This window comes from Acinetobacter sp. 197, from assembly GCF_048148385.1.
Taxonomy (GTDB): domain Bacteria; phylum Pseudomonadota; class Gammaproteobacteria; order Pseudomonadales; family Moraxellaceae; genus Acinetobacter; species Acinetobacter pecorum.
Map to the genome: position 1 here is coordinate 121,433 of NZ_JAYWZK010000007.1, position 21,832 is coordinate 143,264.

20 protein-coding genes are annotated in these 21,832 nt (G+C 44.3%); 12 read left to right on the forward strand and 8 right to left on the reverse strand.

What is annotated here, in order from left to right:
* Window positions 1-101 precede the first annotated feature (101 nt).
* Window positions 102-596: an Lrp/AsnC family transcriptional regulator gene (locus VXQ11_RS08820; RefSeq protein WP_064096287.1), complete on the forward strand. Its 495-nt coding sequence runs from the start codon at window positions 102-104 to the stop codon at window positions 594-596.
* A 223-nt stretch (window positions 597-819) separates the two neighbouring features.
* On the opposite strand, the gene VXQ11_RS08825 is transcribed toward VXQ11_RS08820, so the two are convergent.
* The 7 genes from VXQ11_RS08825 to VXQ11_RS08855 form a co-directional block, all read right to left on the reverse strand.
* Window positions 820-1,203, reverse strand: coding sequence for a hypothetical protein (locus VXQ11_RS08825; protein WP_064096288.1), 384 nt, complete (start codon window positions 1,201-1,203; stop codon window positions 820-822).
* A gap of 231 nt (window positions 1,204-1,434) precedes the next feature.
* Window positions 1,435-2,370, reverse strand: coding sequence for a site-specific tyrosine recombinase/integron integrase (xerA, locus tag VXQ11_RS08830; RefSeq protein ID WP_064096289.1), 936 nt, complete (start codon window positions 2,368-2,370; stop codon window positions 1,435-1,437).
* Window positions 2,371-2,976 carry an alpha/beta fold hydrolase gene (locus tag VXQ11_RS08835; protein WP_064096290.1) on the reverse strand — a complete coding sequence of 202 codons (606 nt, stop codon included), beginning with the start codon at window positions 2,974-2,976 and terminating at the stop codon, window positions 2,371-2,373.
* A gap of 87 nt (window positions 2,977-3,063) precedes the next feature.
* Window positions 3,064-3,909 carry a diaminopimelate epimerase gene (gene dapF / locus VXQ11_RS08840; protein WP_416705849.1) on the reverse strand — a complete coding sequence of 282 codons (846 nt, stop codon included), beginning with the start codon at window positions 3,907-3,909 and terminating at the stop codon, window positions 3,064-3,066.
* 13 nt (window positions 3,910-3,922) lie between these two features.
* Window positions 3,923-5,167, reverse strand: a complete 1,245-nt coding sequence (gene lysA / locus VXQ11_RS08845; protein WP_144724599.1) for a diaminopimelate decarboxylase — start codon at window positions 5,165-5,167, stop codon at window positions 3,923-3,925.
* Between the two features lie 24 nt (window positions 5,168-5,191).
* Complete coding sequence (gene lptM, locus VXQ11_RS08850; RefSeq protein WP_064096473.1) at window positions 5,192-5,425, reverse strand: LPS translocon maturation chaperone LptM; 234 nt, start codon at window positions 5,423-5,425, stop codon at window positions 5,192-5,194.
* A 132-nt stretch (window positions 5,426-5,557) separates the two neighbouring features.
* Window positions 5,558-6,961 carry an amino acid permease gene (locus VXQ11_RS08855; protein ID WP_064096293.1) on the reverse strand — a complete coding sequence of 468 codons (1,404 nt, stop codon included), beginning with the start codon at window positions 6,959-6,961 and terminating at the stop codon, window positions 5,558-5,560.
* A 319-nt stretch (window positions 6,962-7,280) separates the two neighbouring features.
* Here VXQ11_RS08855 and VXQ11_RS08860 point away from each other — a divergent pair, with 319 nt between their 5' ends.
* Window positions 7,281-8,627, forward strand: a complete 1,347-nt coding sequence (locus VXQ11_RS08860; RefSeq protein ID WP_064096294.1) for an alanine/glycine:cation symporter family protein — start codon at window positions 7,281-7,283, stop codon at window positions 8,625-8,627.
* Between the two features lie 96 nt (window positions 8,628-8,723).
* Here the strand turns inward: VXQ11_RS08860 and VXQ11_RS08865 are convergent, their stop codons facing one another.
* Window positions 8,724-9,128 carry a hypothetical protein gene (locus VXQ11_RS08865; RefSeq protein WP_416705850.1) on the reverse strand — a complete coding sequence of 135 codons (405 nt, stop codon included), beginning with the start codon at window positions 9,126-9,128 and terminating at the stop codon, window positions 8,724-8,726.
* 174 nt (window positions 9,129-9,302) lie between these two features.
* On the opposite strand from VXQ11_RS08865, the gene radA reads away from it, so the two are divergent.
* From radA to VXQ11_RS08915, 10 genes are all read left to right on the forward strand, one after another.
* Window positions 9,303-10,694 carry a DNA repair protein RadA gene (gene radA, locus VXQ11_RS08870; RefSeq protein WP_416705851.1) on the forward strand — a complete coding sequence of 464 codons (1,392 nt, stop codon included), beginning with the start codon at window positions 9,303-9,305 and terminating at the stop codon, window positions 10,692-10,694.
* A gap of 118 nt (window positions 10,695-10,812) precedes the next feature.
* Complete coding sequence (locus tag VXQ11_RS08875) at window positions 10,813-11,817, forward strand: Tim44 domain-containing protein (protein WP_064096296.1); 1,005 nt, start codon at window positions 10,813-10,815, stop codon at window positions 11,815-11,817.
* Between the two features lie 221 nt (window positions 11,818-12,038).
* Window positions 12,039-12,395 (forward strand): hypothetical protein, encoded by a 357-nt coding sequence (locus VXQ11_RS08880; protein WP_064096297.1) that lies wholly within the window; start codon window positions 12,039-12,041, stop codon window positions 12,393-12,395.
* A 1-nt stretch (window position 12,396) separates the two neighbouring features.
* Complete coding sequence (locus VXQ11_RS08885; protein WP_416705852.1) at window positions 12,397-14,130, forward strand: PepSY-associated TM helix domain-containing protein; 1,734 nt, start codon at window positions 12,397-12,399, stop codon at window positions 14,128-14,130.
* On the forward strand, window positions 14,127-14,465 hold the full coding sequence (locus VXQ11_RS08890; RefSeq protein WP_416705853.1) for a DUF3325 domain-containing protein: 339 nt from the start codon (window positions 14,127-14,129) through the stop codon (window positions 14,463-14,465). Before VXQ11_RS08885 ends, VXQ11_RS08890 begins: the two co-directional genes overlap by 4 nt.
* 97 nt (window positions 14,466-14,562) lie before the next feature.
* The gene (locus tag VXQ11_RS08895; RefSeq protein ID WP_213687532.1) at window positions 14,563-15,087 is read left to right on the forward strand and encodes a tetratricopeptide repeat protein; all 525 of its coding nucleotides are present in this window, start codon (window positions 14,563-14,565) and stop codon (window positions 15,085-15,087) included.
* Window positions 15,088-15,431: 344 nt separating this feature from the next.
* Window positions 15,432-16,814, forward strand: coding sequence for an adenosylhomocysteinase (gene ahcY / locus VXQ11_RS08900; RefSeq protein ID WP_416705854.1), 1,383 nt, complete (start codon window positions 15,432-15,434; stop codon window positions 16,812-16,814).
* 182 nt (window positions 16,815-16,996) lie between these two features.
* Entirely contained in the window at window positions 16,997-17,833 is an 837-nt protein-coding gene (gene metF, locus VXQ11_RS08905) for a methylenetetrahydrofolate reductase [NAD(P)H] (protein ID WP_416705855.1), read from the forward strand.
* Window positions 17,834-17,941: 108 nt separating this feature from the next.
* The gene (locus VXQ11_RS08910; RefSeq protein WP_416705856.1) at window positions 17,942-18,652 is read left to right on the forward strand and encodes a 16S rRNA (uracil(1498)-N(3))-methyltransferase; all 711 of its coding nucleotides are present in this window, start codon (window positions 17,942-17,944) and stop codon (window positions 18,650-18,652) included.
* A 178-nt stretch (window positions 18,653-18,830) separates the two neighbouring features.
* Complete coding sequence (locus tag VXQ11_RS08915) at window positions 18,831-21,707, forward strand: putative bifunctional diguanylate cyclase/phosphodiesterase (RefSeq protein ID WP_416705858.1); 2,877 nt, start codon at window positions 18,831-18,833, stop codon at window positions 21,705-21,707.
* Window positions 21,708-21,832 lie beyond the last annotated feature (125 nt).

Sequence of the window (21,832 nt, forward strand, 5' to 3'; positions counted from 1 at the left end):
TTCAAACTCCAGAAAATGAAATAAGTATCTGTGATTTTTTATAAAATTGGCTTTCTTTTTATTCTATAATAAGTTTTATTTTTCGAATATTATTCTAATTTATGAAAATATCCACAAAGTCTGTGCGGGTAAAACTTGATCGGATTGATAAAAATATCATTCGTTACTTACAAGCCAACGGCCGTATTCAGAATAATGATCTGGCACGGGAAATCGGACTTTCACCATCATCCTGTTTGCGCCGGGTAAAATTACTGGAAGATGCAGGTGTCATTCAGAATTACACTACTATCGTTGATCAACAAAAAATTGGGTTTCAATTGATCCTGTTTTCGCGCATCTGGCTGGTCGGTCAGGATGCTGAAACCATTGACACTTTTATTGAAGCGATGAAAGAACTGCCTCAGGTGATGGAGTGCTACATTATTCTGGGGGAAAGTGATGCGATGCTGAAAGTCGTGGTGCCTGATCTGGAAAGTTACCGGAAATTCCAGTCGACTCATCTGACAAAAAAAAATGGCATTACCAGTGTCAAAACGGATTTACCCAGCCAGATTATCAAACAGAGTTTCCAGCTGCCTTTAGAAGATCTATAAAAGAATGAATTACAAGTAGCGACGCTGGCATAGGTTTAATTTTAATTCTGAACAGTATCTTTAATCCGAAGCTGGACTGAAATTAACTAAGCTGCAAGTTTTATTAAAAGATAAAAGTGAGGTTGCCTGTGCTGATATGCTTAAAGACAACCCTCTCCTCTTGAGCAAAACCAGAATACAGCCCGAGTCTTAATTTTTTATATTATGGTAGCTGTAGGAACATTTAATGAGTTTCTTGTGCCAAAAAATCACGATGCACATGGCTTAAATCCACCAGTTCATAGTTTGCCAACTCAAAAATTTGCCAAATCGCAACTGCATCTTCTTTTAAGTCGACTGCCTGTGTCGCACGATTCGACAATTGCCATTGCAGGTCAGAAATCCATAAATAGTATTGTCCGGTGCTCGCGTTAAATGCCTGAACTTTACCATCGGCATTAATGCCTTGAATAATGGCACCTTCAGGCAAAGTCGCTTCAAGATTGGGTAAGCTAATGTCCACAAAATGCTTGATTTGCCGCAAACCATAACCGGCAAACATTTCTTTTTGAGCCTCACTTAACTGTGCATATTTTTGTTCTATGTCCGCAATTACCAGTGTGTCCATATTGCCTCCCATCGGTCAAATACTGAGACTCTGCTCAGTAATATTTCATTTTAAATATTAAATAGTATTTATTGTTATACCTGAAATGGCGCATTTAACGAATAAGACAATAGTGAAATGCCAATCCCAACGCCAATGTTCAGTTGAATTCCATTTTAAGGTTTATATATGAAAGTTTTATGCCAAAAATACATTTTTTATGATCTCTATTCCTTAAAACCTGGCATATGATCAATCTTCTTTATGTTGCGCACGCGGATGAGCCTGATCATAAATTTGAGCCAGATGATCAAAATCGACATGGGTATAAATTTGCGTAGTGGTTAAATTACTGTGTCCCAGCATTTCCTGCACGGCGCGTAAGTCCCGGCTATTGGATAACATGTGACTCGCAAAACAATGTCTTAACAAATGCGGATGTAAATCTACATTGACGCCTGCACGCTGCGCCTGAAATTTAACCCGGTTTTCAATCTGTCTTGCACCAAGCGGATTGCCTTTCTGGGTAATAAATACATTCGCCTCGGGCACAAAATCACCATTCCATAAGGGATAGACTTGCAACCAGGCCATCACGCTGTCTTTGGCCTTGGAGCCAAAAGGCACAATCCGGGTTTTATTGCCTTTACCAGTAATACGTAATAATTGCCGGTTGAAATCAATATCTTTAATTCTCAGGCTTTGCAGTTCTGCCAGACGCAGCCCACTGGAATAAAGCAACTCTAACATCGCTTTGTCCCGGAGCCACATTTGCTGCTGTATTTCATTGTCAGGCGCAGGCTGATCAATAATCTGGTTAACGGTTTCAATATCCACCATGCCCGGCAAAGGGCGCGATTGACGTTTTAACTGAAAATCATCCGCAGGATTAAAAGCCATATGCTGAGCCTGCTCGGCCCATTTCATAAACTGGCGAATGGCTGAAAGCATACGTTGCATGCTGCTGGGACTCAGTTGATGCTGTTCGACTTTCTCAGCCAGAAACTGGCGTAAATCGGTGGCTTCCACATCGTTTAAATTGAGCTGTTCACGCTGGCAAAACTCTAAAAAATCCGAGACATCACGCCCATAAGCTTGCAAGGTATGTTTGGACTGGTTTTGAATTTCACGTTCTTTCAGCCACATGTTGAGCAAGAGTTGAGGTGGGACAATCACTGCTTGCTCCATTTAGAGTTGCTCCAGATAATCTTGAATCAGCATTGCAACCTGATCTGCATGAGTGCTAGCAAAGAAATGATCTCCACCTTTAATAATATGCAATTTTGCATTTTTAAAAATTCCTGCCAAGTATTGTCCAAGCTGAACAGTGCTTAAAGGATCATGATCGCCCCAGATCAGCAAGATCGGAACGTCCAGACTTGCGAGCTGAAGGCGGCTAAATTCAGTTTGGTCTTGTTCAAACCAGTCCGGCGCTGTTTTAAACAGTTCACGATAATCTGTTCGCCAGTCTGCACAATGAAATGTTTTTAAATTCAGACCACCAGATGTCGCCAACAATACCAACCCTTTGACTTTCTGTGGATGCTTAAGTGCCAACCCAATGGCCAAGACCCCGCCCATAGACTGGGCAATTAGAATGGAATCATCTTCAATTTGCTTTTTCACGAATTCTTGCAGATCATGCAGGTTTTGAATAGCTAAATTTGGTGCTACACCATCAAAGCCTGGATAGGCAATGACTTGCTGATCTGTATATTCGGTTAATGCTGCTCTTAATGGCTGCCAAAAGTGCTGGCTTCCTGAAGCACCCGGCAGGAAAACAAGCTTATTCATCTCATTCAAATTCTACAGTTTTTCCCATCCTAGCATAAAAAAAAGCACCATCGATCAGACAGTGCTTTTTCTCAAACGGCACGAAATCTAGCTCTGGAAGTAACGTAAATCAAGACGACCTTCATACACGGTAGCCGTTGGTCCAGTCATCCAGACCACATCACCTTCTTTCCACTCAATCTGCAACTTTCCACCTGCAAGTTCGATTTCGACTTTGCTCGACAGCAGACCACGGCGCATACCAGACACTGCGGCTGCACAGGCACCTGTACCACAGGCCAAGGTCTCGCCTACACCACGTTCATATACACGTAAACGTGCCTGTTTCTCATCAATAATCTGCATAAATCCGGCATTGACCCGTGCCGGGAAACGCGCATGGGACTCGACCTGCGGACCAATACGTGCGACATCTGCAGTAATCACATCCGGTACAATCGTCACCGCATGCGGATTACCCATATTCACCACATCAATCGTCAGCTTTTCACCGTCGGCAAGATCGATGTCATACAGGCTTTCCGGTGCATCAGCCACAAATGGAATTTCCTGCGGCAGGAATTTTGGATAGCCCATATTCACACGCACCCAGCCATTCGCGCCCAATTCTGGTACTACAATACCTGACTTGGTTTGTACCTTGATTTTGGTTTTGGCGGTCAACTGCCGATCATGCACAAACTTGGCAAAACAGCGCACACCATTGCCACATTGTTCCACTTCCGACCCATCAGCATTAAAAATCCGGTATTTAAAATCTGCACTCGGAATATCAGGCGGCTCAACGATCAATAACTGATCAAAACCGACCCCAAAGTGACGGTTGGCCAGGCGTTGAATCGTCAGGGTATCCAGATAAGCACGCTGGCTGATCAGGTCCACTACCATAAAGTCATTGCCCAAGCCATGCATCTTGGTAAATTCTAATAACATCCTGATTTACTCCTTAAGGCAATAAACGCTCACGTTCCCAGAGGGATTCAATCGTTTCACGTTCACGAATCAGATGCGCCTGATCGGCGTCGACCATCACCTCAGCAGCACGGCCACGGCTGTTATAGTTTGAACTCATGACAAAGCCGTATGCACCCGCACCAAGCACTGCCAGCACATCATCTTCCTTGATCGCAAGCTCGCGCTCTTTACCCAGGAAATCACCGGTTTCACAGATGGCACCCACGACATCCCATTTTTTGCTTTCGACATCAGTACGCGGCCTAACAGGTTGAATGTCCATCCATGCTTCATACAAAGCTGGACGAATCAGGTCATTCATCGCTGCATCAATGATCGCGAAATTGCGGTGACTGGTCGGTTTGAGTAGATCCACTTTGGTCAGTAGCACCCCCGCATTGGCAGAAATACTGCGTCCCGGCTCCATATACACCTTCAAGCCCAGTTTTTCTAAAGCTGGACGCAGTGCGTTGGCATATTCTTCAACCGACGGCGGGGTTTCATCTTTATACGTCACGCCCAGACCGCCACCAATATCGATGTGCTTAAGGTGGATGCCCAGCTCTTTTAACTGCTCAATCATGACAATGACCCGATCCAGTGCATCGACAAATGGCTGGGTTTCGGTCAGCTGTGAACCGATATGGCAGTCAATTCCGACCACATCCAGATTTGGCAATGATGCCGCATATTGATAGGTTTCAAACACGCTATCCGATGGAATACCGAATTTATTTTCTTTTAAACCGGTTGAAATATAAGGATGGGTTTTGGCATCGACATCCGGATTCACGCGCAATGAAATCGGTGCTTTGACATTCAATTCAGCCGCCACCTTTTGAATACGATCCAGCTCGGCATAAGATTCTACGTTGAAACACGCGATCCCGACTTCCAAAGCTTTTTTGATATCTGCTTCAGTTTTACCCAAACCGGAAAATACAATTTTCGATGCATCACCACCGGCTTTTAGCACACGGGCCAATTCACCACCGGTCACAATATCAAAACCTGCACCTTGCTTTGCCAATACATTCAATACCGCAAGATTAGAGTTGGACTTTACCGCAAAACAGATTTGATGATCGATAAAGTTAAAAGCACGGTCCATATCTAAAAAATGTTTTTCCAAAGTGGCTTTGGAATAAACGTAGAGTGGTGTGCCAAATTGCTCCGCGAGCTGTTGTAATGAACATTGCTCAGCGTGCAATACCCCATTAATGCGGGTGAAACTCATGAAGGTATCCTTTCTGTGAAAGCGTTATGGTGTGGTTTTAACGTCTGAATCGGCAGGTGCAGCAAACTGTTGTGGCATGGGTATCTCGCGTTCTTCATCGGACGCTTTGGACTCATTTTCAGTATTTTTGTATAGCAGATACTTGGCCCGCTTGTCGTAATTCGGATCATTTGGCAAGTGCAAAGCACCTGACTGTCCACAACCTGCAAGAACGAGACCTGTCGCTAAGATACTGATGTAGCAAATGACTTGGCGCATCTGACCACCTAATGTAATAGTTTCGATGAAGTATAACGCGATCATTCAGCATGACCCAAGCGTTAAACGCTAGAGAGTATCTTTAGACAAAAAAAAACGCCAGCAGATCGCTGACGTTTTTATTGATAAGGTTTATTTATGTTTCTGTTTATAGAAGCCAAAATAGCCAATGATGAGCAAAATAAACCAGATCGGGCTGACCATCAGGGCCTGGCGGGTATCTTCTTCCAGTGCCAAGACCACAATCATGCTGAGGAAGAAGATAATTACCATCCAGCATGTCACCAGACCGCCCGGCAACTTAAAGGTTGATTTGGCATGCAGTTCCGGACGTGTTTTGTAATACACGATATAGCTCCAGATAATAATGATCCAGACACAGATAAACAGAATCGTGGACAAAGTTGTGGCCAAGGTAAATGCCCGGACAGTATTTGGAACAAAATACTGCAGTGCTGCTCCCAACAACAAACATACCGCTGAGAAATACAAGGCGTTGGCAGGGACCGCACGACGGTTCAGGCGACCAAAAGCCACCGGTGCCTGCTTTTCACGTGACAGGCCAAACAGCATACGGCTGGTCGAGAATACACCACTGTTCATTGATGACATTACCGAGGACAACACCACCAGATTCATGATAATCGCAGCCGCTGCAATGCCAGCCTGACTGAACAGGTTTACAAAGGGCGAAACATTCGGGTCAATCTGGTTCCAAGGTGTCACTGACATCACAATCAGCAATGCCAAAACATAGAAAATAATGATACGGATCGGAATAGAATTCACCGCTTTTGGCAGGTTCTTTTCTGGATCTTTGGTTTCAGCCGCAGTAGTCCCCACCAGCTCCACCCCGACAAAGGCAAAGATGGCAATCTGGAAACCGGCAAGGAAGCCCATGGCACCTGTAGGGAATATCCCGCCATGATCCCAGATATGACTAAATGAAGCGACCGTTCCAGCATCAGAAGTGAATCCTGTAAAGATCATCCAGAGGCCGACGGCAATCAGCACCACAATGGCAATAATCTTGACCAGGGCAAACCAGAATTCCATTTCACCAAACAGTTTTACCGTAACCAGATTCAAGCCTATGATAAACACAATCGAGGCAATACTGATCATTACCCCCTCTTCAGGACTAAAGGGCAAGCCATTATTGAAGAATTGCAGATAGTAAATGATGGCGGACAGATCTGCGATCCCGATGGTGATCCAGCACAGCCAGTAGGTCCAGCCAACAAAGTATCCGGCCCAAGGCCCAATCAGATCCGTGGCAAAATCAATAAATGATTTATATTGCAAGTTGGAAAGTAACAGTTCGCCCAGTGCACGCATCACCAGAAAGACCATAAAACCGATGATCATATAGATCACCAGAATCGAAGGTCCTGCGAGACTGATGGTTTTACCCGATCCCATAAACAGGCCGGTTCCGATGGCACCCCCAATGGCAATTAGCTGTAGGTGCCGGTTGGATAGACTCCGCTTTAATTCATCGTGCTCCGCCGACGAATTGTTATAGTTTTCTGACATTATTAATTACAACTTCGAATTTTACTTGCGACAAATTAACGTAAAAAATGCTGAATACAAAAATAAAAATCACATCATTTGTATTTCCTGATTAATTGAAGAAGTTAATTTATTTTTCTTATATCGCTCTCCAAACACATTTCTGCCTTATTTTTGACCTGCAAGATTTCAGTAATTTCTTGTCAAACCCCTAAAATTATGTAAAAAATGGAACACTATTCAGCCATTTTATGCACTCAGGATGAAGGCATCTGGCATAGCAATTGCTTTTTAATCAATATCTCGAACGACGCAAACATGGATCCATAAGAAGAATTTTATGCAAAATTTACAAAGTTTAATGGAAACTTTAAGCGGCTGGGTCTGGGGCCCTTATATGTTGGTACTGATTGTCGGTACCGGGGTATTCCTCACCTTCCGTTTATTGTTCTGGCAGTTCCGCATGTTGCCACTGGCTTTTAAACAGGTCTTTGGCAAGCACCCAGACCACGCAGGTGATATTTCCCAATTTGCTTCACTCATGACCGCACTTTCTGCCACGATTGGTACCGGTAATATTGCCGGCGTGGCCACTGCCTGTGTTCTTGGTGGTCCAGGGGCTGTGTTCTGGATGTGGATGACTGCCCTCTTTGGTATGGCAACCAAATACGGTGAAGGTGTTCTGGCAGTCAAATACCGAATTAAAAATGAGAAAGGTGAAATGTCCGGTGGCCCGATGTACTACATCGAACGAGGCCTCAAATGGAAATGGCTGGCGCTGATTTTTGCCTTGTTCGGAACTCTGGCTTCTTTTGGAATCGGCAGCTCCGTACAGTCCAATACCGTAGCATTGGCAGTGCAAAACAGCTTGGGCATCGAAACCTGGATGACGGGTATCATTATCACCGCTTTTTCGGCACTGGTGATTTTGGGCGGGATTAAATCAATTTCCAGAGCAGCGTCACTGATTGTTCCTATTATGGCTATAGGCTATGTGGCAGGGGGATTAATTATCATCTTTAATAATCTCGAACTGGTCGTTCCTGCGCTTAAAATCATCTTCACCTATGCCTTTACTGGAGAGGCCGCAGTGGGCGGTGCAATTGGTGCGGCGATTCGTTATGGTGTAGCACGTGGCGTATTCTCCAACGAAGCGGGTATGGGCTCTGCACCCATTGCGGCCGCAGCGGCAAAAACCGATCATCCGGCCCGTCAAGGTCTGGTGTCTATGACCGGTACCTTCATTGATACCATTATTGTCTGTTCAATCACCGGTATTGTTCTGGTCATGGGCTATATCATGGCAGGCAATTCATTCGGAGGCCAAACCGGTGCCGTATTAACCATCGGTGTATTCGACAAGCTGCTACCTGGTATTGGTGGCTGGGTGGTGACTTTCGGAATCATTTTCTTCGCTTATTCCACTATTTTGGGCTGGAGCTACTATGGCGAAAAATGTACCAGCTATTTACTTGGCGAAAAATTCGTTTTGCCCTATCGCATTATTTATATTGCCTCAGTGTTTATCGGCTGCATTGCAACACTGGATCTGGTCTGGCTATTCGCCGATACCTTTAACGGCCTCATGGCGGTGCCGAACTTAATCGCATTATTATTACTGTCTGGTGTCATTGCCAAAGAATCGAAAGACTTCATTGCAAAACGTAAATCTGGTGAGCTGTATTAATAGATAAGTTTTGTAAATACTCAATCCAAGTATAAAAAAGCCACGTAAATCGTGGCTTTTTTATACTTCAGTTTTCCCATTTTTCATTATGAAATTTTAGCAACGTAAACCACTACAGGCGAGCTTGTCCCGCTCAGATTCAAGCTCCAGTGCCAGTCCTAAAGATAAAACAAAGAACTGAATGCCTTCAATTTTCATATTGCCCTGTTCATCTTCCAGATAATGACTCAGTTTTTGATAGGTTTTATGATGCAGATCAAAAGGTACATCCAGATAAAGCCCACCCAGGTAGATTTCACTATGGACCGTTTGATCCAGACCTAAACACGGCATATAGGCAATCCCCTGCTGCTCTAGCCAGCCGATCAACATTTGGCGAACCGAGTCTGCATTCCGATCTGGATGTACATAATGATCAAAATGCACAAATAACACATCACGGTTTTTTTCACGTGCGATCGCATCAATATGTTTCAACAAGTGTGACAAAATCTGTTCCATTCCAGCATGACAAGACCGGCATTATAGACAGCGTTGATGCACAACATCCGCATCAGCCTAAATAAAAACGACAAGCCTTGTCGTAAAAACCATGATTTTTCAGGTGAAAGGCTTGGTTTTAGCTAGCATTCACCGCTATGCTGTCATTCAATTTCAATCGCTGCATCTTAAAATATGGCTAAAGCAAAAAGTGTGTATCGTTGTGAACAATGTGGTGCCGATCATCCGAAATGGTCCGGTCAATGTTCAGAATGTGGGGAATGGAACAGCCTGCTTGAAGTGACCATTGCACCTGCCGTTACCCATCGCGCTCAGCCAAAGATCGGGGGTGGATATGCAGGTCAGGCGTCCAGTATCACCACTTTAAATCAGGTCTCGGTATCGCATGAAACCCGATTACCGACCGGGATCAGCGAATTTGACCGGGTTCTGGGTGGCGGGCTGGTCACAGGTTCGGTGGTCCTGATCGGCGGTGATCCCGGAATTGGTAAATCCACCATCTTGCTACAAACAGCCACGCACATGGCATCTGCCAAAAATCCGGCCCTGTATGTGACCGGTGAGGAATCTTTGTCTCAGGTTGCTTTACGTGCCCAACGTCTGGATCTGCCAACCGACCAGCTCAAAGTCATGGCAGAAACCTGTGTCGAACGTATTTGTGAAGTACTGGCCCAGCAACGTCCTGCGGTAGCCATTCTGGACTCGATCCAAACCCTGTATACCGAAACCCTGCAATCTGCACCGGGTGGTGTCTCACAGATTCGTGAATCAGCGGCCCTGTTAACCCGTTTTGCCAAAAATAGTGGTACGTCTTTGTTTCTGGTCGGTCATGTAACCAAAGAAGGCGCACTGGCCGGCCCACGTGTACTGGAACATATGGTCGACTGTGTGCTGTATTTTGAAGGCCAGTCGGATTCACGTTACAGGATGATCCGAGCGGTCAAAAACCGTTTTGGTGCGGTTAATGAACTCGGTGTGTTCGGCATGACCGACAAAGGTCTACGCGAAGTTTCCAATCCTTCAGCCATCTTTTTAAGCCGTTATGATGAAGCGATTCCCGGCTCAATTGTAATGATCAGCCGGGAAGGTACGCGCCCGCTCCTGGTTGAAGTTCAGGCCCTAGTCGATGATGCACATGGCCAACCACGACGTGTAGCGCTTGGCCTGGATCAGAATCGCTTGAATATGCTCCTTGCAGTCATGCATCGGCATGGTGGTGTGCAAACCTCCGGCCAGGATGTTTATGTCAATATCGTCGGTGGGTTGAAAATCACCGAAACCGGTTCGGATCTGGCGGTACTTCTCGCCTGCGCCTCCAGCATTCGTGGCAAAGCCTTACCGCAACAGCTGGCGGTTTTTGGTGAAGTCGGCCTGTCTGGAGAGATTCGTCCTGTGCCGAACGGCCAGGAACGCCTAAAAGAAGCGATTAAACATGGGTTTAAATATATTATTGTCCCTCGCGGCAATGCACCGCAAAAACCCATTGAAGGCGTGCAAATTATTGCAGTTGCGCGTTTACATGAAGCCTTAAGCGAGGCGATGGCGCTGAGTGATGAACTCAACTAACTGTAAACTGGCCTATTTGGTACAAAGAGCAAAAAAATACAGATTTTTGATTGAAATTCCACACAAAGCCTATATAAATAGACTGTACAAACAGGTTTTATTCTCATAGGAAAAATGAATGGAAGTTCGACAGCGCGGTTTGATCACAGGTCTCTTGACAGCAGTTTTATTGGTTGCGCCTTTTGCAGCTGAAGCAAAACGTGCCGGTGGCGGTAAAAGTCACGGCATGCAACGTTCTGCACAACCTACTCAATCTTATCAACAACCTCGTCAAACTGCGCCTGCTCAACAAGCGCCAGTTGCCGGTGCTGCAACCCAGCAAAAATCTGGTCCGGGTGTCGGCGGTATGGTGGCCGCGGGTGTAGCCGGTGCTGCGATTGGTGCAGTTGCTGCCAATGCCTTGGCGGATGATCAAAGTGTAGCAGCATCTGAAGCTCAGGCTGCTCAAGCAGAAGAGGAAAAAGGTGGTATTCCGGGCTGGATCTGGATCCTTCTTGCTGCTGCTGTTGCCTTCTTCATTTTCCGTAAAATGAGCGCAAAAAAAAAAGTAGCTTCTAACCCTTTTGCACCAAATAGCGGTGCTGGTAATACAGCACCTTTTGGTCAGGCACCGACTGCACCTCGCGGTGGTGACAGTACCAATATTTTTGGCCAGAACGTGGGTGGTCAAACGTCAAGCAATAATGCTCCGCTTGGTTCCGCTCCGGTAAATAATGCGCCTTTTGGTGCAGCTTATACCCAAAGTGGCAGCCAGTTACCGGATGGTACTGAACCTGCTGCATTCTTGCGTGTAGCGCGTCAGCGTTTTAACCATATTCAGTCCATGAATACAGCAAGCAACATTTCTGAAATTCAGCGTTATCTGACTCCTGATCTTTATCAGTCAATGTATAACGACATCATGAGCAATCAGGATCAGGATGTTGCCGAGTTTTTAAATCTGAATGCGATGGTTGTCGACTCATCGACTGACAATGGCCAGTATATTGTCAGCGTACGCTTTACCGGTACGGTAAGCGAAGACTTAAACAGCTTGCCGCAACCGTTCGCAGAAATCTGGCATTTCACCAAACCAGCAGCTTCAAATCAGGACTGGGTGGTTGCAGGTATTCAGCAAGACTAATTCGTAATAGATTGTTTTTAAACAGCGGCTTTCAAGCCGCTGTTTTTATTTTTAAATTCTATATATTTTAATCCACGCTCCCCCTCCCCCCCTTTTTTTAGACTTATCAATAGTTCTTTATATTTTTCACTTAAATAGCTTTATATTTCTTATTTTAAATATAAATAATAATTGTTATCATTCTCACTAATTACTTCATAAATTTGTAAATAGAATTTCCGATGATGAATAGTCCGAATATGCAAACCATAGCGACTGGAACAGTTACTGCACCAAATCCCTCAAGCAAAAATAAAGTCAAAGCCAATATGCTGGCTTACCGTGGGATGATTTTATATCGCTTTATTCTGGCGGGTGTGGGCGGTTATCTACTGGCTACACTGGCAACGATCGTGATTGCCCAGCTTTTTATCGACAGTGGAAGCAGTGCTGCCATGTCCGCGACCCTGAGTGGCTTTAGCTTGAATACTGCTGCATTTATCTGGGTATTTATGGTGAATAAAACGCTCAAAGCTACGCTCGGGATCGCGATTCCCGGTGTTTTGCTCTATATCGCCTATAAGCTTTTAGGAAATTAAAATGAGAATAGATGCAAAACCCGAAGGTCCGCGCCAATCGATGGCATGGTTGCATACCTGGGCCAGTCTGATTTTAGGCTGGCTTTTATATGCGATATTTTTAACGGGAACCTTGAGTTTTTTCCAGAACGAAATTACCGTCTGGATGAAACCGGAATTTCATCAGTCAGTTCCACCAAAGACTCAAATCGAACAAACCCGTGTGGCACTGGCTTATCTGCAACAGCACCATCCGGATGCCGGCAGCTGGGCGATTCAGCTTCCTACCACACGCCAAAATACCACCACCCTGACTATTCGTAGTACCGGTGAAGATCCGCGTGCCCGTCGTGGTGGTACCCGTGTGACAATTGACAGCGCCACGGGCGAAGTTTTGCAAGCGCGTGAAACACGCGGCGGTTCATTCTTATACCGTTTCCACTTTGAATTGTATGGTTTGCCAAGAATCTGGGCGCGCTGGATTATCGGTATTGCAACCCTGCTCATGCTGGTGGCAATCATCAGCGGTGTCATTACCCATAAGAAAATTTTCAAGGATTTTTTTACTTTCCGTCCCGGCAAAGGTCAGCGTTCCTGGTTGGATGCACATAATGCTACTGCGGTATTTGCCCTGCCCTTTCATATCATGATTACCTTCAGTGGCTTATTACTATTACTCTTTACCCTGATGCCTTGGGGCGTAAACCAGATTTATGAAAATCGAGGTGCTTTCCTTCAGGATCAACGTAAAAGTTTGATTCAGAACACCAGTATTCAAGCTGAATCCCGTGATGGCCGTAGTGAAAGTAAAGAACGTCGACCGCAAGCTGAGAGAGAAAATCGTGGCGAGCGCGGTGAAATGTCTGCACGTGGTGAAAGTCGCCACTCTCGTGATGAAATGCAAGCTGCACCTCCTGCACCATTAACCGATTTGACTCCGATCTTGGCAATAGCCGAAAAAGAATGGAAAAATAATCCAGTGGGTACGATAACTATCATCCAGCCAAATACCGTAAAAGCTGAAATTGAACTTCGTGCTTTAAACGGAGTCAGCGTAGCTTATCGCAATGTTTATCCGAGCCTTGCTTTCAATGGCGTAACAGGTGAATTAAAGTCGGATCAAACCACACTGAAAACACCTTCGGTTGCAAATGGTATTTATAATGTATTCACCACATTGCATGAAGCACGTGGCGTGGATCTGGCTTTACGCTGGTTATTGTTCATGTCAGGTGTGGTCGGCACCTTGATGATTGCGACTGGCTTGATTCTATGGTGTGTTAAACGTGCACCACAGCAACAGAAGCAAGGCTATAAATCCTTTGGCTATCGCGTGGTTGAAGTCACCAATATCGCTGCCATTATTGGTTTACCGATTGCCTGTGCTGCCTATTTCTATGCCAACCGCTTTATTCCGGCAGACATGGAGATGCGTTTGAACTGGGAAATTCGTAGCTTCTTTATTGTCTGGTTACTGACATTGCTGTATGCCATGATTCGCAGTCATCGTCAGGCCTGGCTGGAACTATTACTGCTTTCCACTGCTGCATTTGCCTTGCTGCCAATCGTGAATTTCATGACCGGCGGTGAGGCGATCTGGAATAGCATCTTGCATGGTCAATGGGTCATTGCTTCTTTTGATCTGGCGATGTGGGTGCTTGCGATCTTGTTCTGGTTTTCATTTAAAAAAGTGAAAAACCATAAAGGCTTGTCGCCTAAAAAAGTCAAGGTTGCTCTCAAGGAGAAGCAGGCATGATGTTCTTCTTACTGATTTGGGCTTTAACTTCACTGGGTTTCTTTGCGCTTGCAATGTCGATATCCAAACGTCAAAAACAGATTGTTGACACAGAACTTGACCCTGCAAAAACACAACTTGCGACTATTCTCGGTTGGGTATTGCTCATAATTTCCCTGACTCTGTGTCTGTTAACAGGAGCTGTCAGCAATATGATCAGTTACTGGCTGGGTAGTCTGACTTTTGCAGCACTGGTGGTCGGTTTAAGTCTGAGTTATCTGGCAAGTAAAATTAAAGTGATCGTAATGTTCTGTGTGTTCATCGCCTCGATCTCAGGGATTTTTTGCTTGATCTAATCATTGGATTGACCAATCTCTTTAAAAAGCTGACCTTCGGATTGGCTTTTTTGCTTTAAACCTTTTAGTCTACGCACAATATTTTTGAGATGTTGATATGACCCAGCGTGTTTCTCCCCCTGCTGCCTTGACTAATCTTGCCTTAGCCGGCAATGCTGAAGCGCAATTTGAACTGGCTGAACTGTATATGCAAAGCGAGCATGATGATGACATCATTCTTGCTGAAGAATGGGCGTTGAAAGCTGCCAACGGCGGGCTGGTGGATGCAATGTACTGGTTAGGTGAAGGTTATACCGTTTATGCCAAAGAACTAGCAGAAGAAGATCCGGAAGAATCCAAAGCTCACTTTGAGTTAGCCTATTACTGGTTAAGCAAGGCCAATATCGAGAAGCACCCTGCTGCGACTTTAGAGCTGGCGGGTTTCTACCGTCGCGGTGATGTGATTGAAAAAGATGTAGAGAAATCAATTTCTTTAGTGAAACAGGCTGCGGAATGGGGTGAAGTTCAGGCCATGCGCGATCTTGCTTTTATTTATGCCAATGGTTTAGGTGTAGATGGTGATGAAGAACTAGCTGAGTTCTGGACCCAAAAAGCGGATGCTGCTGAGCAAGAAGCTAAATAAAACGAAAAGCCCGTCAAATGATAGGCTTTTTATTTAACTCTCATACTCCCTCCTACATGATGCAGAAGAATCTTAAAAGAAAACATTTAATTTACCGTATTTATATTGATAGGCTTTTGATCAATTAAAAGCTCAAAATACAGAAAATAAATAATATTATCTTTTTCAACTTGGCTCATGTTTAGATTCCAAGTACAATACTGCGCTAGTCGAGGGATGCTGCGACGTTTTACAGGCACTAAATGTAAAATCGCTAGGCTCGACCATCGGTCAGACATTCGTTCTGATCAACAACGGCATCCGCGAACAGAACGATCCAATCTATTTTTTCCTAGGAGATCCTGATGAACGCGGTTACTGCTTCATTTACAGATTACAAAGTTGCTGATATTTCACTTGCTGATTACGGCCGTAAAGAAATTAAACTTGCTGAAGCTGAAATGCCAGCCCTAATGGGTCTGCGTAAACGCTATGCTGCTGCTAAACCACTTGCTGGCGCGAAAATTCTCGGCTGTATCCACATGACAATCCAAACCGCTGTTCTTATTGAAACACTGGTTGAATTGGGCGCCGAAGTTCGCTGGACTTCATGTAACATCTTCTCGACTCAAGATCATGCTGCTGCTGCAATTGCTGCTGCGGGTATTCCTGTGTTTGCCTGGAAAGGCGAAACTGAAGAAGAATACATGTGGTGTCTTGAACAACAGATCAATGTCAATGGCAAACCTTGGGATGCCAACATGATTCTTGACGATGGCGGTGATTTAACGCTACTTGTTCACGAAAAATACCCAGAAGTGATTGCAAAAATTCACGGTGTCACTGAAGAAACAACAACAGGTGTTCAACGTCTGTACGAAATGCTTCGTGATGGCACTTTAAAAGTTCCTGCAATCAACGTAAACGATTCAGTAACCAAGTCTAAAAACGACAACAAATACGGTTGCCGCCATTCACTCAATGATGCAATCAAACGTGGTACAGATATGCTTTTATCTGGCCGTCGTGCGCTTGTAATCGGTTACGGTGACGTAGGTAAAGGTTCTGCTCAATCACTTCGTCAAGAAGGCATGATTGTACGCGTCACTGAAGTTGATCCAATCTGCGCAATGCAAGCATGCATGGACGGTTACGAAGTTGTTTCTCCATACAAAAATGGCGTACAAACTGGCAAGAAAGAAGACATCAATATTGATCTTCTTCAAAACACTGACCTGATCGTAACGACTACGGGTAACTACCACGTTTGTGATTCAGCAATGCTTGATTCATTAAAAGCGGGTGCTGTTGTATGTAATATCGGTCACTTCGATACTGAAATTGATACAGCTTACCTACGTGGCTATAAGTGGGTTGAAGTTAAACCTCAAGTACACCAAGTGTATCGTTCAGAAAATGAAAATGATTACCTGATTCTTCTTTCTGAAGGCCGTTTGGTAAACCTTGGTAATGCGACTGGTCATCCATCACGCATTATGGATGGTTCATTTGCCAACCAGGTATTGGGCCAAATGCATTTATTCGCTGAGAAATTTGCTGACCTTCCAGAATCTGAAAAAGCTGCACAAATTCGTGTAGAACTTCTTCCTAAGAAATTAGATGAAGAAGTTGCTGCTGCGATGGTTGCTGGTTTCGGTGGTGTCTTGACTCAACTGACTCAAGAACAAGCGGATTACTTGGGCGTTCAAGTTGAAGGCCCATTCAAGTCGGATGCTTATAAATACTAATTTTTGTTTTACCTCTCCCTAGCCCTCTCCTAAAAGGAGAGGGAAACTTCTATTGTGAAAATAGTTAGAGGGTAAGCCTTAAAGACCTTAACTATCATAATGGAAGTCCCTTCTCCCTTTGGGAGAAGGTTAGGATGAGGGCAATCCAAAATTACAAGTATTTATAAAAAAAGGATTTGAACATGTCTAAACAGATTCCAATTTCATTTGAATTCTTCCCAACCAAAACTGATGTAGGCGCGGAAAAACTCAAGCTTGTACATCAAGAGTTACAACTCTTAAATCCAGAATTCTTTTCTGTGACCTATGGTGCTGGCGGTTCAACCCGTGAACGCACCCTGTCTACTATCAATGACTTTAATGGCAAAGGTGCACCTGTTGCCCCTCACCTGTCTTGTATTGGCGATGATAAGGCACGTATTGCAGAACTTCTAGACCTGTACAAATCTCAAGGTATTGACCGTATTGTTGCCCTGCGTGGTGACTTACCTTCTGGTCAGGTCGGTTTGGGTGAATTACCTTATGCACAGGATCTGGTCCGCTTTATTCGTGAACATTCAGGTGATCATTTCAAGATTGAAGTGGCAGCTTATCCGGAAATGCATCCACAGGCTGAAAGCTTTGACAAAGACATTCAGCACTTTGTTGATAAAGTCAATGCGGGCGCCAATGCGGCATTAACCCAGTTCTTCTTCAATCCAGATGCTTATTTCTATTTTGTAGATCGTATTCAGAAAGCAAGAATCGATATTCCGGTTGCCCCTGGCATCATGCCAATTACCAATGCCAGTAATCTGATTCGTTTTGCTGATGGTACCGGTGCTGAAATTCCACGCTGGATTCGTAAACAACTGGCTACCTATGGTGATGACACGGCCAGTATTAAAGCCTTCGGCCATGAAGTTGTGGTGAAATTCTGTGAGCGCCTGCTTGCAGGTGGGGCGCCAAGCCTGCACTTTTACACCATGAATACTACTGATCCTACACGCCAGCTTGTGAAAGACTTAGGTCTCGCATAAGTTTCTAGGCTGCATTGAGTTTCCCCACTCTTTCTTTCTCTGGAAGAAATTCAAAGAGGGAAAACAGCAATGCAGTCCTGTTTTGTTCCACCTGAGAGTAATCACCCCATGCCACGTTTTTATATTGAAGCAGACTTAAATGTTGATACTGCGGTCGAGTTAACAGAAACCGTTTTTCATCATTGGGTGAAGGTATTACGCGCTCAAGTGGGCGAAACCGCAACATTGTTTAATGGACAGGGTGGCGAATATGACGTGACCCTTACTGAAGTTGCTAAAAAATCAGCTACGGTCTCGGTCAATGCATTCCATCCCGCTAATCGCACGCCCAAGTTTCAGGCTTTGCTCGGTCAGGTCATGAGCAAAGGCGACCGTATGGATTATGCAATTCAGAAAGCTGTCGAACTGGGCGTATCTGAGATTCAGCTGTTGACCTCGGAACGTTGCGAAATGCGTTTAAAGTATGATCGCGACCAGAAAAAACTGGAACATTGGCAAGGTGTTGCTATTGCCGCTTGTGAACAGTGTGGTCTAAACATTGTACCCAAGATTTTAGCGCCAATCTCACTTGAAAAATGGCTGGAAAATGAACTGCCAGACACCAAACTGGTTTTAGCACCCAATAAAGATGAAACAGATGTACTGGCAGAGGCGACCTTAGATCTTGCCCTGCTGATTGGCCCTGAAGGTGGCCTGAGTGAGGCAGAAATTAGTGCCGCAAACCAGAAAGGTTTTCTCAACTGGTGTATAGGTGAGCGTGTCCTGCGTACCGAAACCGCTCCTGTTGTTGCCCTGTCAATTTTGAATTATGTGCTTTAGTTCATCGGATGAGTAAAAATTTGTCTTTAATTTTGTTGATTTTTATTTTTAAGACATCTAATCTCGACTAAAGAATAATAAATACTTATTAATTGATTTCACACATTTCCTGGGGGTTTTTATAACAACAATGCACAAGGACGAAAACCGTTTAGGATGAATACAGGCATTGAATCACATGGTTGATAATCAGGACGACTATATTCAGCAGCATTTACATGATGCTCAGATTGCGAACACGCTTCGCCATAGTCGCTATTTTTTGCTCAGTATAATGGTGATCTGCCTTTATATTTTTTGTATTTATCACATTCAATATAGCCCGTCTAATACCTATTTTAATACCTGGTTTATTCTGACAGAACTTCTGGTCAGCATGTGTTGGCTAGTAAGTACGCTGTATTTCAAGCCTGAACAATATAACCAGAAAAGTGCACACCGCTGGTTACAGATACAGAGTCTGGCTGTTGGCATCAGTATCGCGGCAGGTATTTTTACAATTTACTATTATTTGCCACAAGCCAATCCTGCATTTGAAGATATTGAAGCACTGACCTTGTCTGCCTTGTTGCTCATTGTGAGCCAAGCCTTCGGTTTAACCTATTTAACCCAGAAACTCAGTTATTTCTGCCTGGCATTTTTCCCGTCTTTACTGCCCTTTTTACTGTCGCAAATTTATCATATAGGTCATTCCAATCCGTTCTTTGCACTGGCCTTAAATTTCGCCATGATTGTGATTTTGCTGTGCGCGACGAGTAGTTATCGAATTCACAGCCGCACCTCACGTCTGTACGCGGAAAATGATATTCTGGTAAAAAATGCAGAACAGCAAGTGCATTGGACTGATGAACTGTGTCAGCAACTCAAAACTGAAGTCAATAAATCCAAAGATATTGAACTGCAATTACAGCTCAGCAATCAATTGCTGGAGCAAAAAGTACGGGAACGTACCTATGATATTGAACAGATCAATCATGATCTGAAAAATCAACAGCAAAACCTAGAACTTGCACATGAAATTGCCGGTATTCGGCCATGGGACTGGAATATTCAAGAGCGCTGCATCACCTTAACCAATCATAAAGACGAAAAGATTCTGCGTGATTCCAAAGATCACCATCTGCAATTACAGCATCTGATTCACCCTGAAGATCTGGACTATTTTAAGCACAATATGAAACAGCATCTGCGTGGCCAGATTGACCGCTATGATGCTACTTACCGGATCAGGCTCAGTGAAGGTGGCTGGAGTTGGGTGCATGATATCGGCCGGGTGATCAGTCGTGATCCTAAAAATAAAAAACCCTTGCGCATGGTCGGTATCCGGCGTGATATCCAGCAGGAACGTCTGTCTCAGGAACGTTTAAAGCTGGTGGCCAGTGTACTGGAACAGGCTGCGGAAGGCATTTTCATTCTGAATCCTGATTTGGATTATATTGATGTGAATCCTCATTACGAATACCTGAGCGGTTTTGAGCGTGACGAGATTATCGGTAAATCCTTATTTGATATTGCGGTGCAAAATAAATCCCAGCAACGTGCTTTTCAGGCCAATATTGTCAAACAGATTCAAAAGATTGGCTCTTATGATGGAGAGGTCTATGCCAAATTTCTGTCTGGCAAAGAGTCGACCTTATGGCTGCATATTAATGCCGTGACTGATGATGAAGGCCGGATTACCCATTATATTGGCATCGTATCAGATCTGACTGAACGTAAATTACAGGAACAGCGCCTGTCCTATCTGGAAAATTATGACACGCTGACCGATTTACCGAACCGCTTCTATTATAATTATCAGTTGCATCAATATCTGGTTTCGCAAAAAGACTCGATTAAAGAGATGGCTGTGATTCGGCTTAACATCGACCGTTTCCGCCCATTGAATGAATATCTGTCCAATAACGGCGGTGATGAACTTTTACGTCAGGTGGCGCAGCGGCTGCGCATGACCAATGCAGAAGCGCTATTTGTGGCACATCTGAATGGCGATGATTTTGCGATTCTCTATGAAATTTCGCATATTCGCCCTTCAGTTCAGCACCATTGTGAACGCATTGCCCAGGCCTTTAGCAGACCATTTAATATTTACGGTCAAGATCATGTGATTACCCTGTCCATGGGCGTGGCATTCTATCCTGATCATGGTCGTCAGCTGGATTATTTAAATAACTGTGCCGAACAGGCATTGAACGAAGCCAAAAATCTCGGTGGCAACACCATTCATTTTTATTGCAGTGAAAATCATTCATTACAGAACAAAGGAGTTTTTCTGGAACGGGATTTGCGTAAAGCGATCCAGAATAATGAACTGGTTGTTTATTATCAGCCAAAAATCAATTTCAGCGATCACAGCATTTATGGCTTTGAAGCGCTGATTCGCTGGGCCCATCCAGAAAAAGGGACTATTGCACCCGATCTGTTTATTCCTTTAGCCGAACAAACCAGCCTGATTTCAGATATTGGCCGTCTGGTCATTCAGCAGACTGCTAAACAGATTCGCCAATGGAATGATCTGGGCTTTAATCATATTTGTGTATCAGTCAATGTCGTGGCGCAGCAGTTGCGTCGCGGTCAGCTGCTCGATGATCTGGATCAGGCCATTGCAGACCACCAGATTTCAGGCAACAGTCTCGAACTGGAAATTACGGAATCTTCGTTAATTGAAAATTCAGAAGCAGTCAAAAACCTGCTGAACGAGATCAAACAGCGACATATTCATATTGCGCTGGATGATTTTGGCACAGGCTATTCATCCCTTTCCTATCTTGCTGATTTTCCAATTGATACCTTAAAAATTGATCGCAGTTTTGTTTCTAAGATTGGAAAAAACAAACATGAAGCAATTGTCAGTGCTATGGTGGCCATGGGTAAAGCCATGGGCATGACTGTGGTTGCAGAAGGGATCGAGACTGAAGAACAATTAGAATATTTACGGGATTTAGACTGTGATATAGCCCAAGGCTTCTTATTTTCCAAAGCCCTACCTGAACGAGAAGCAACCGCTTATTTAGTGCGAGACAAGAGAGATCAATCTTATACATATCAAGTCTAAGTCTATATTTGACACAATAAGTTTGTTGGAAAAACGGCCGTCTTTGTCTGTCCGAACTGGTTAACAAATGGTATATTCAGGAACATAAATAAATTCTTTGCCCACTGACTGGGTAATCTTTACAA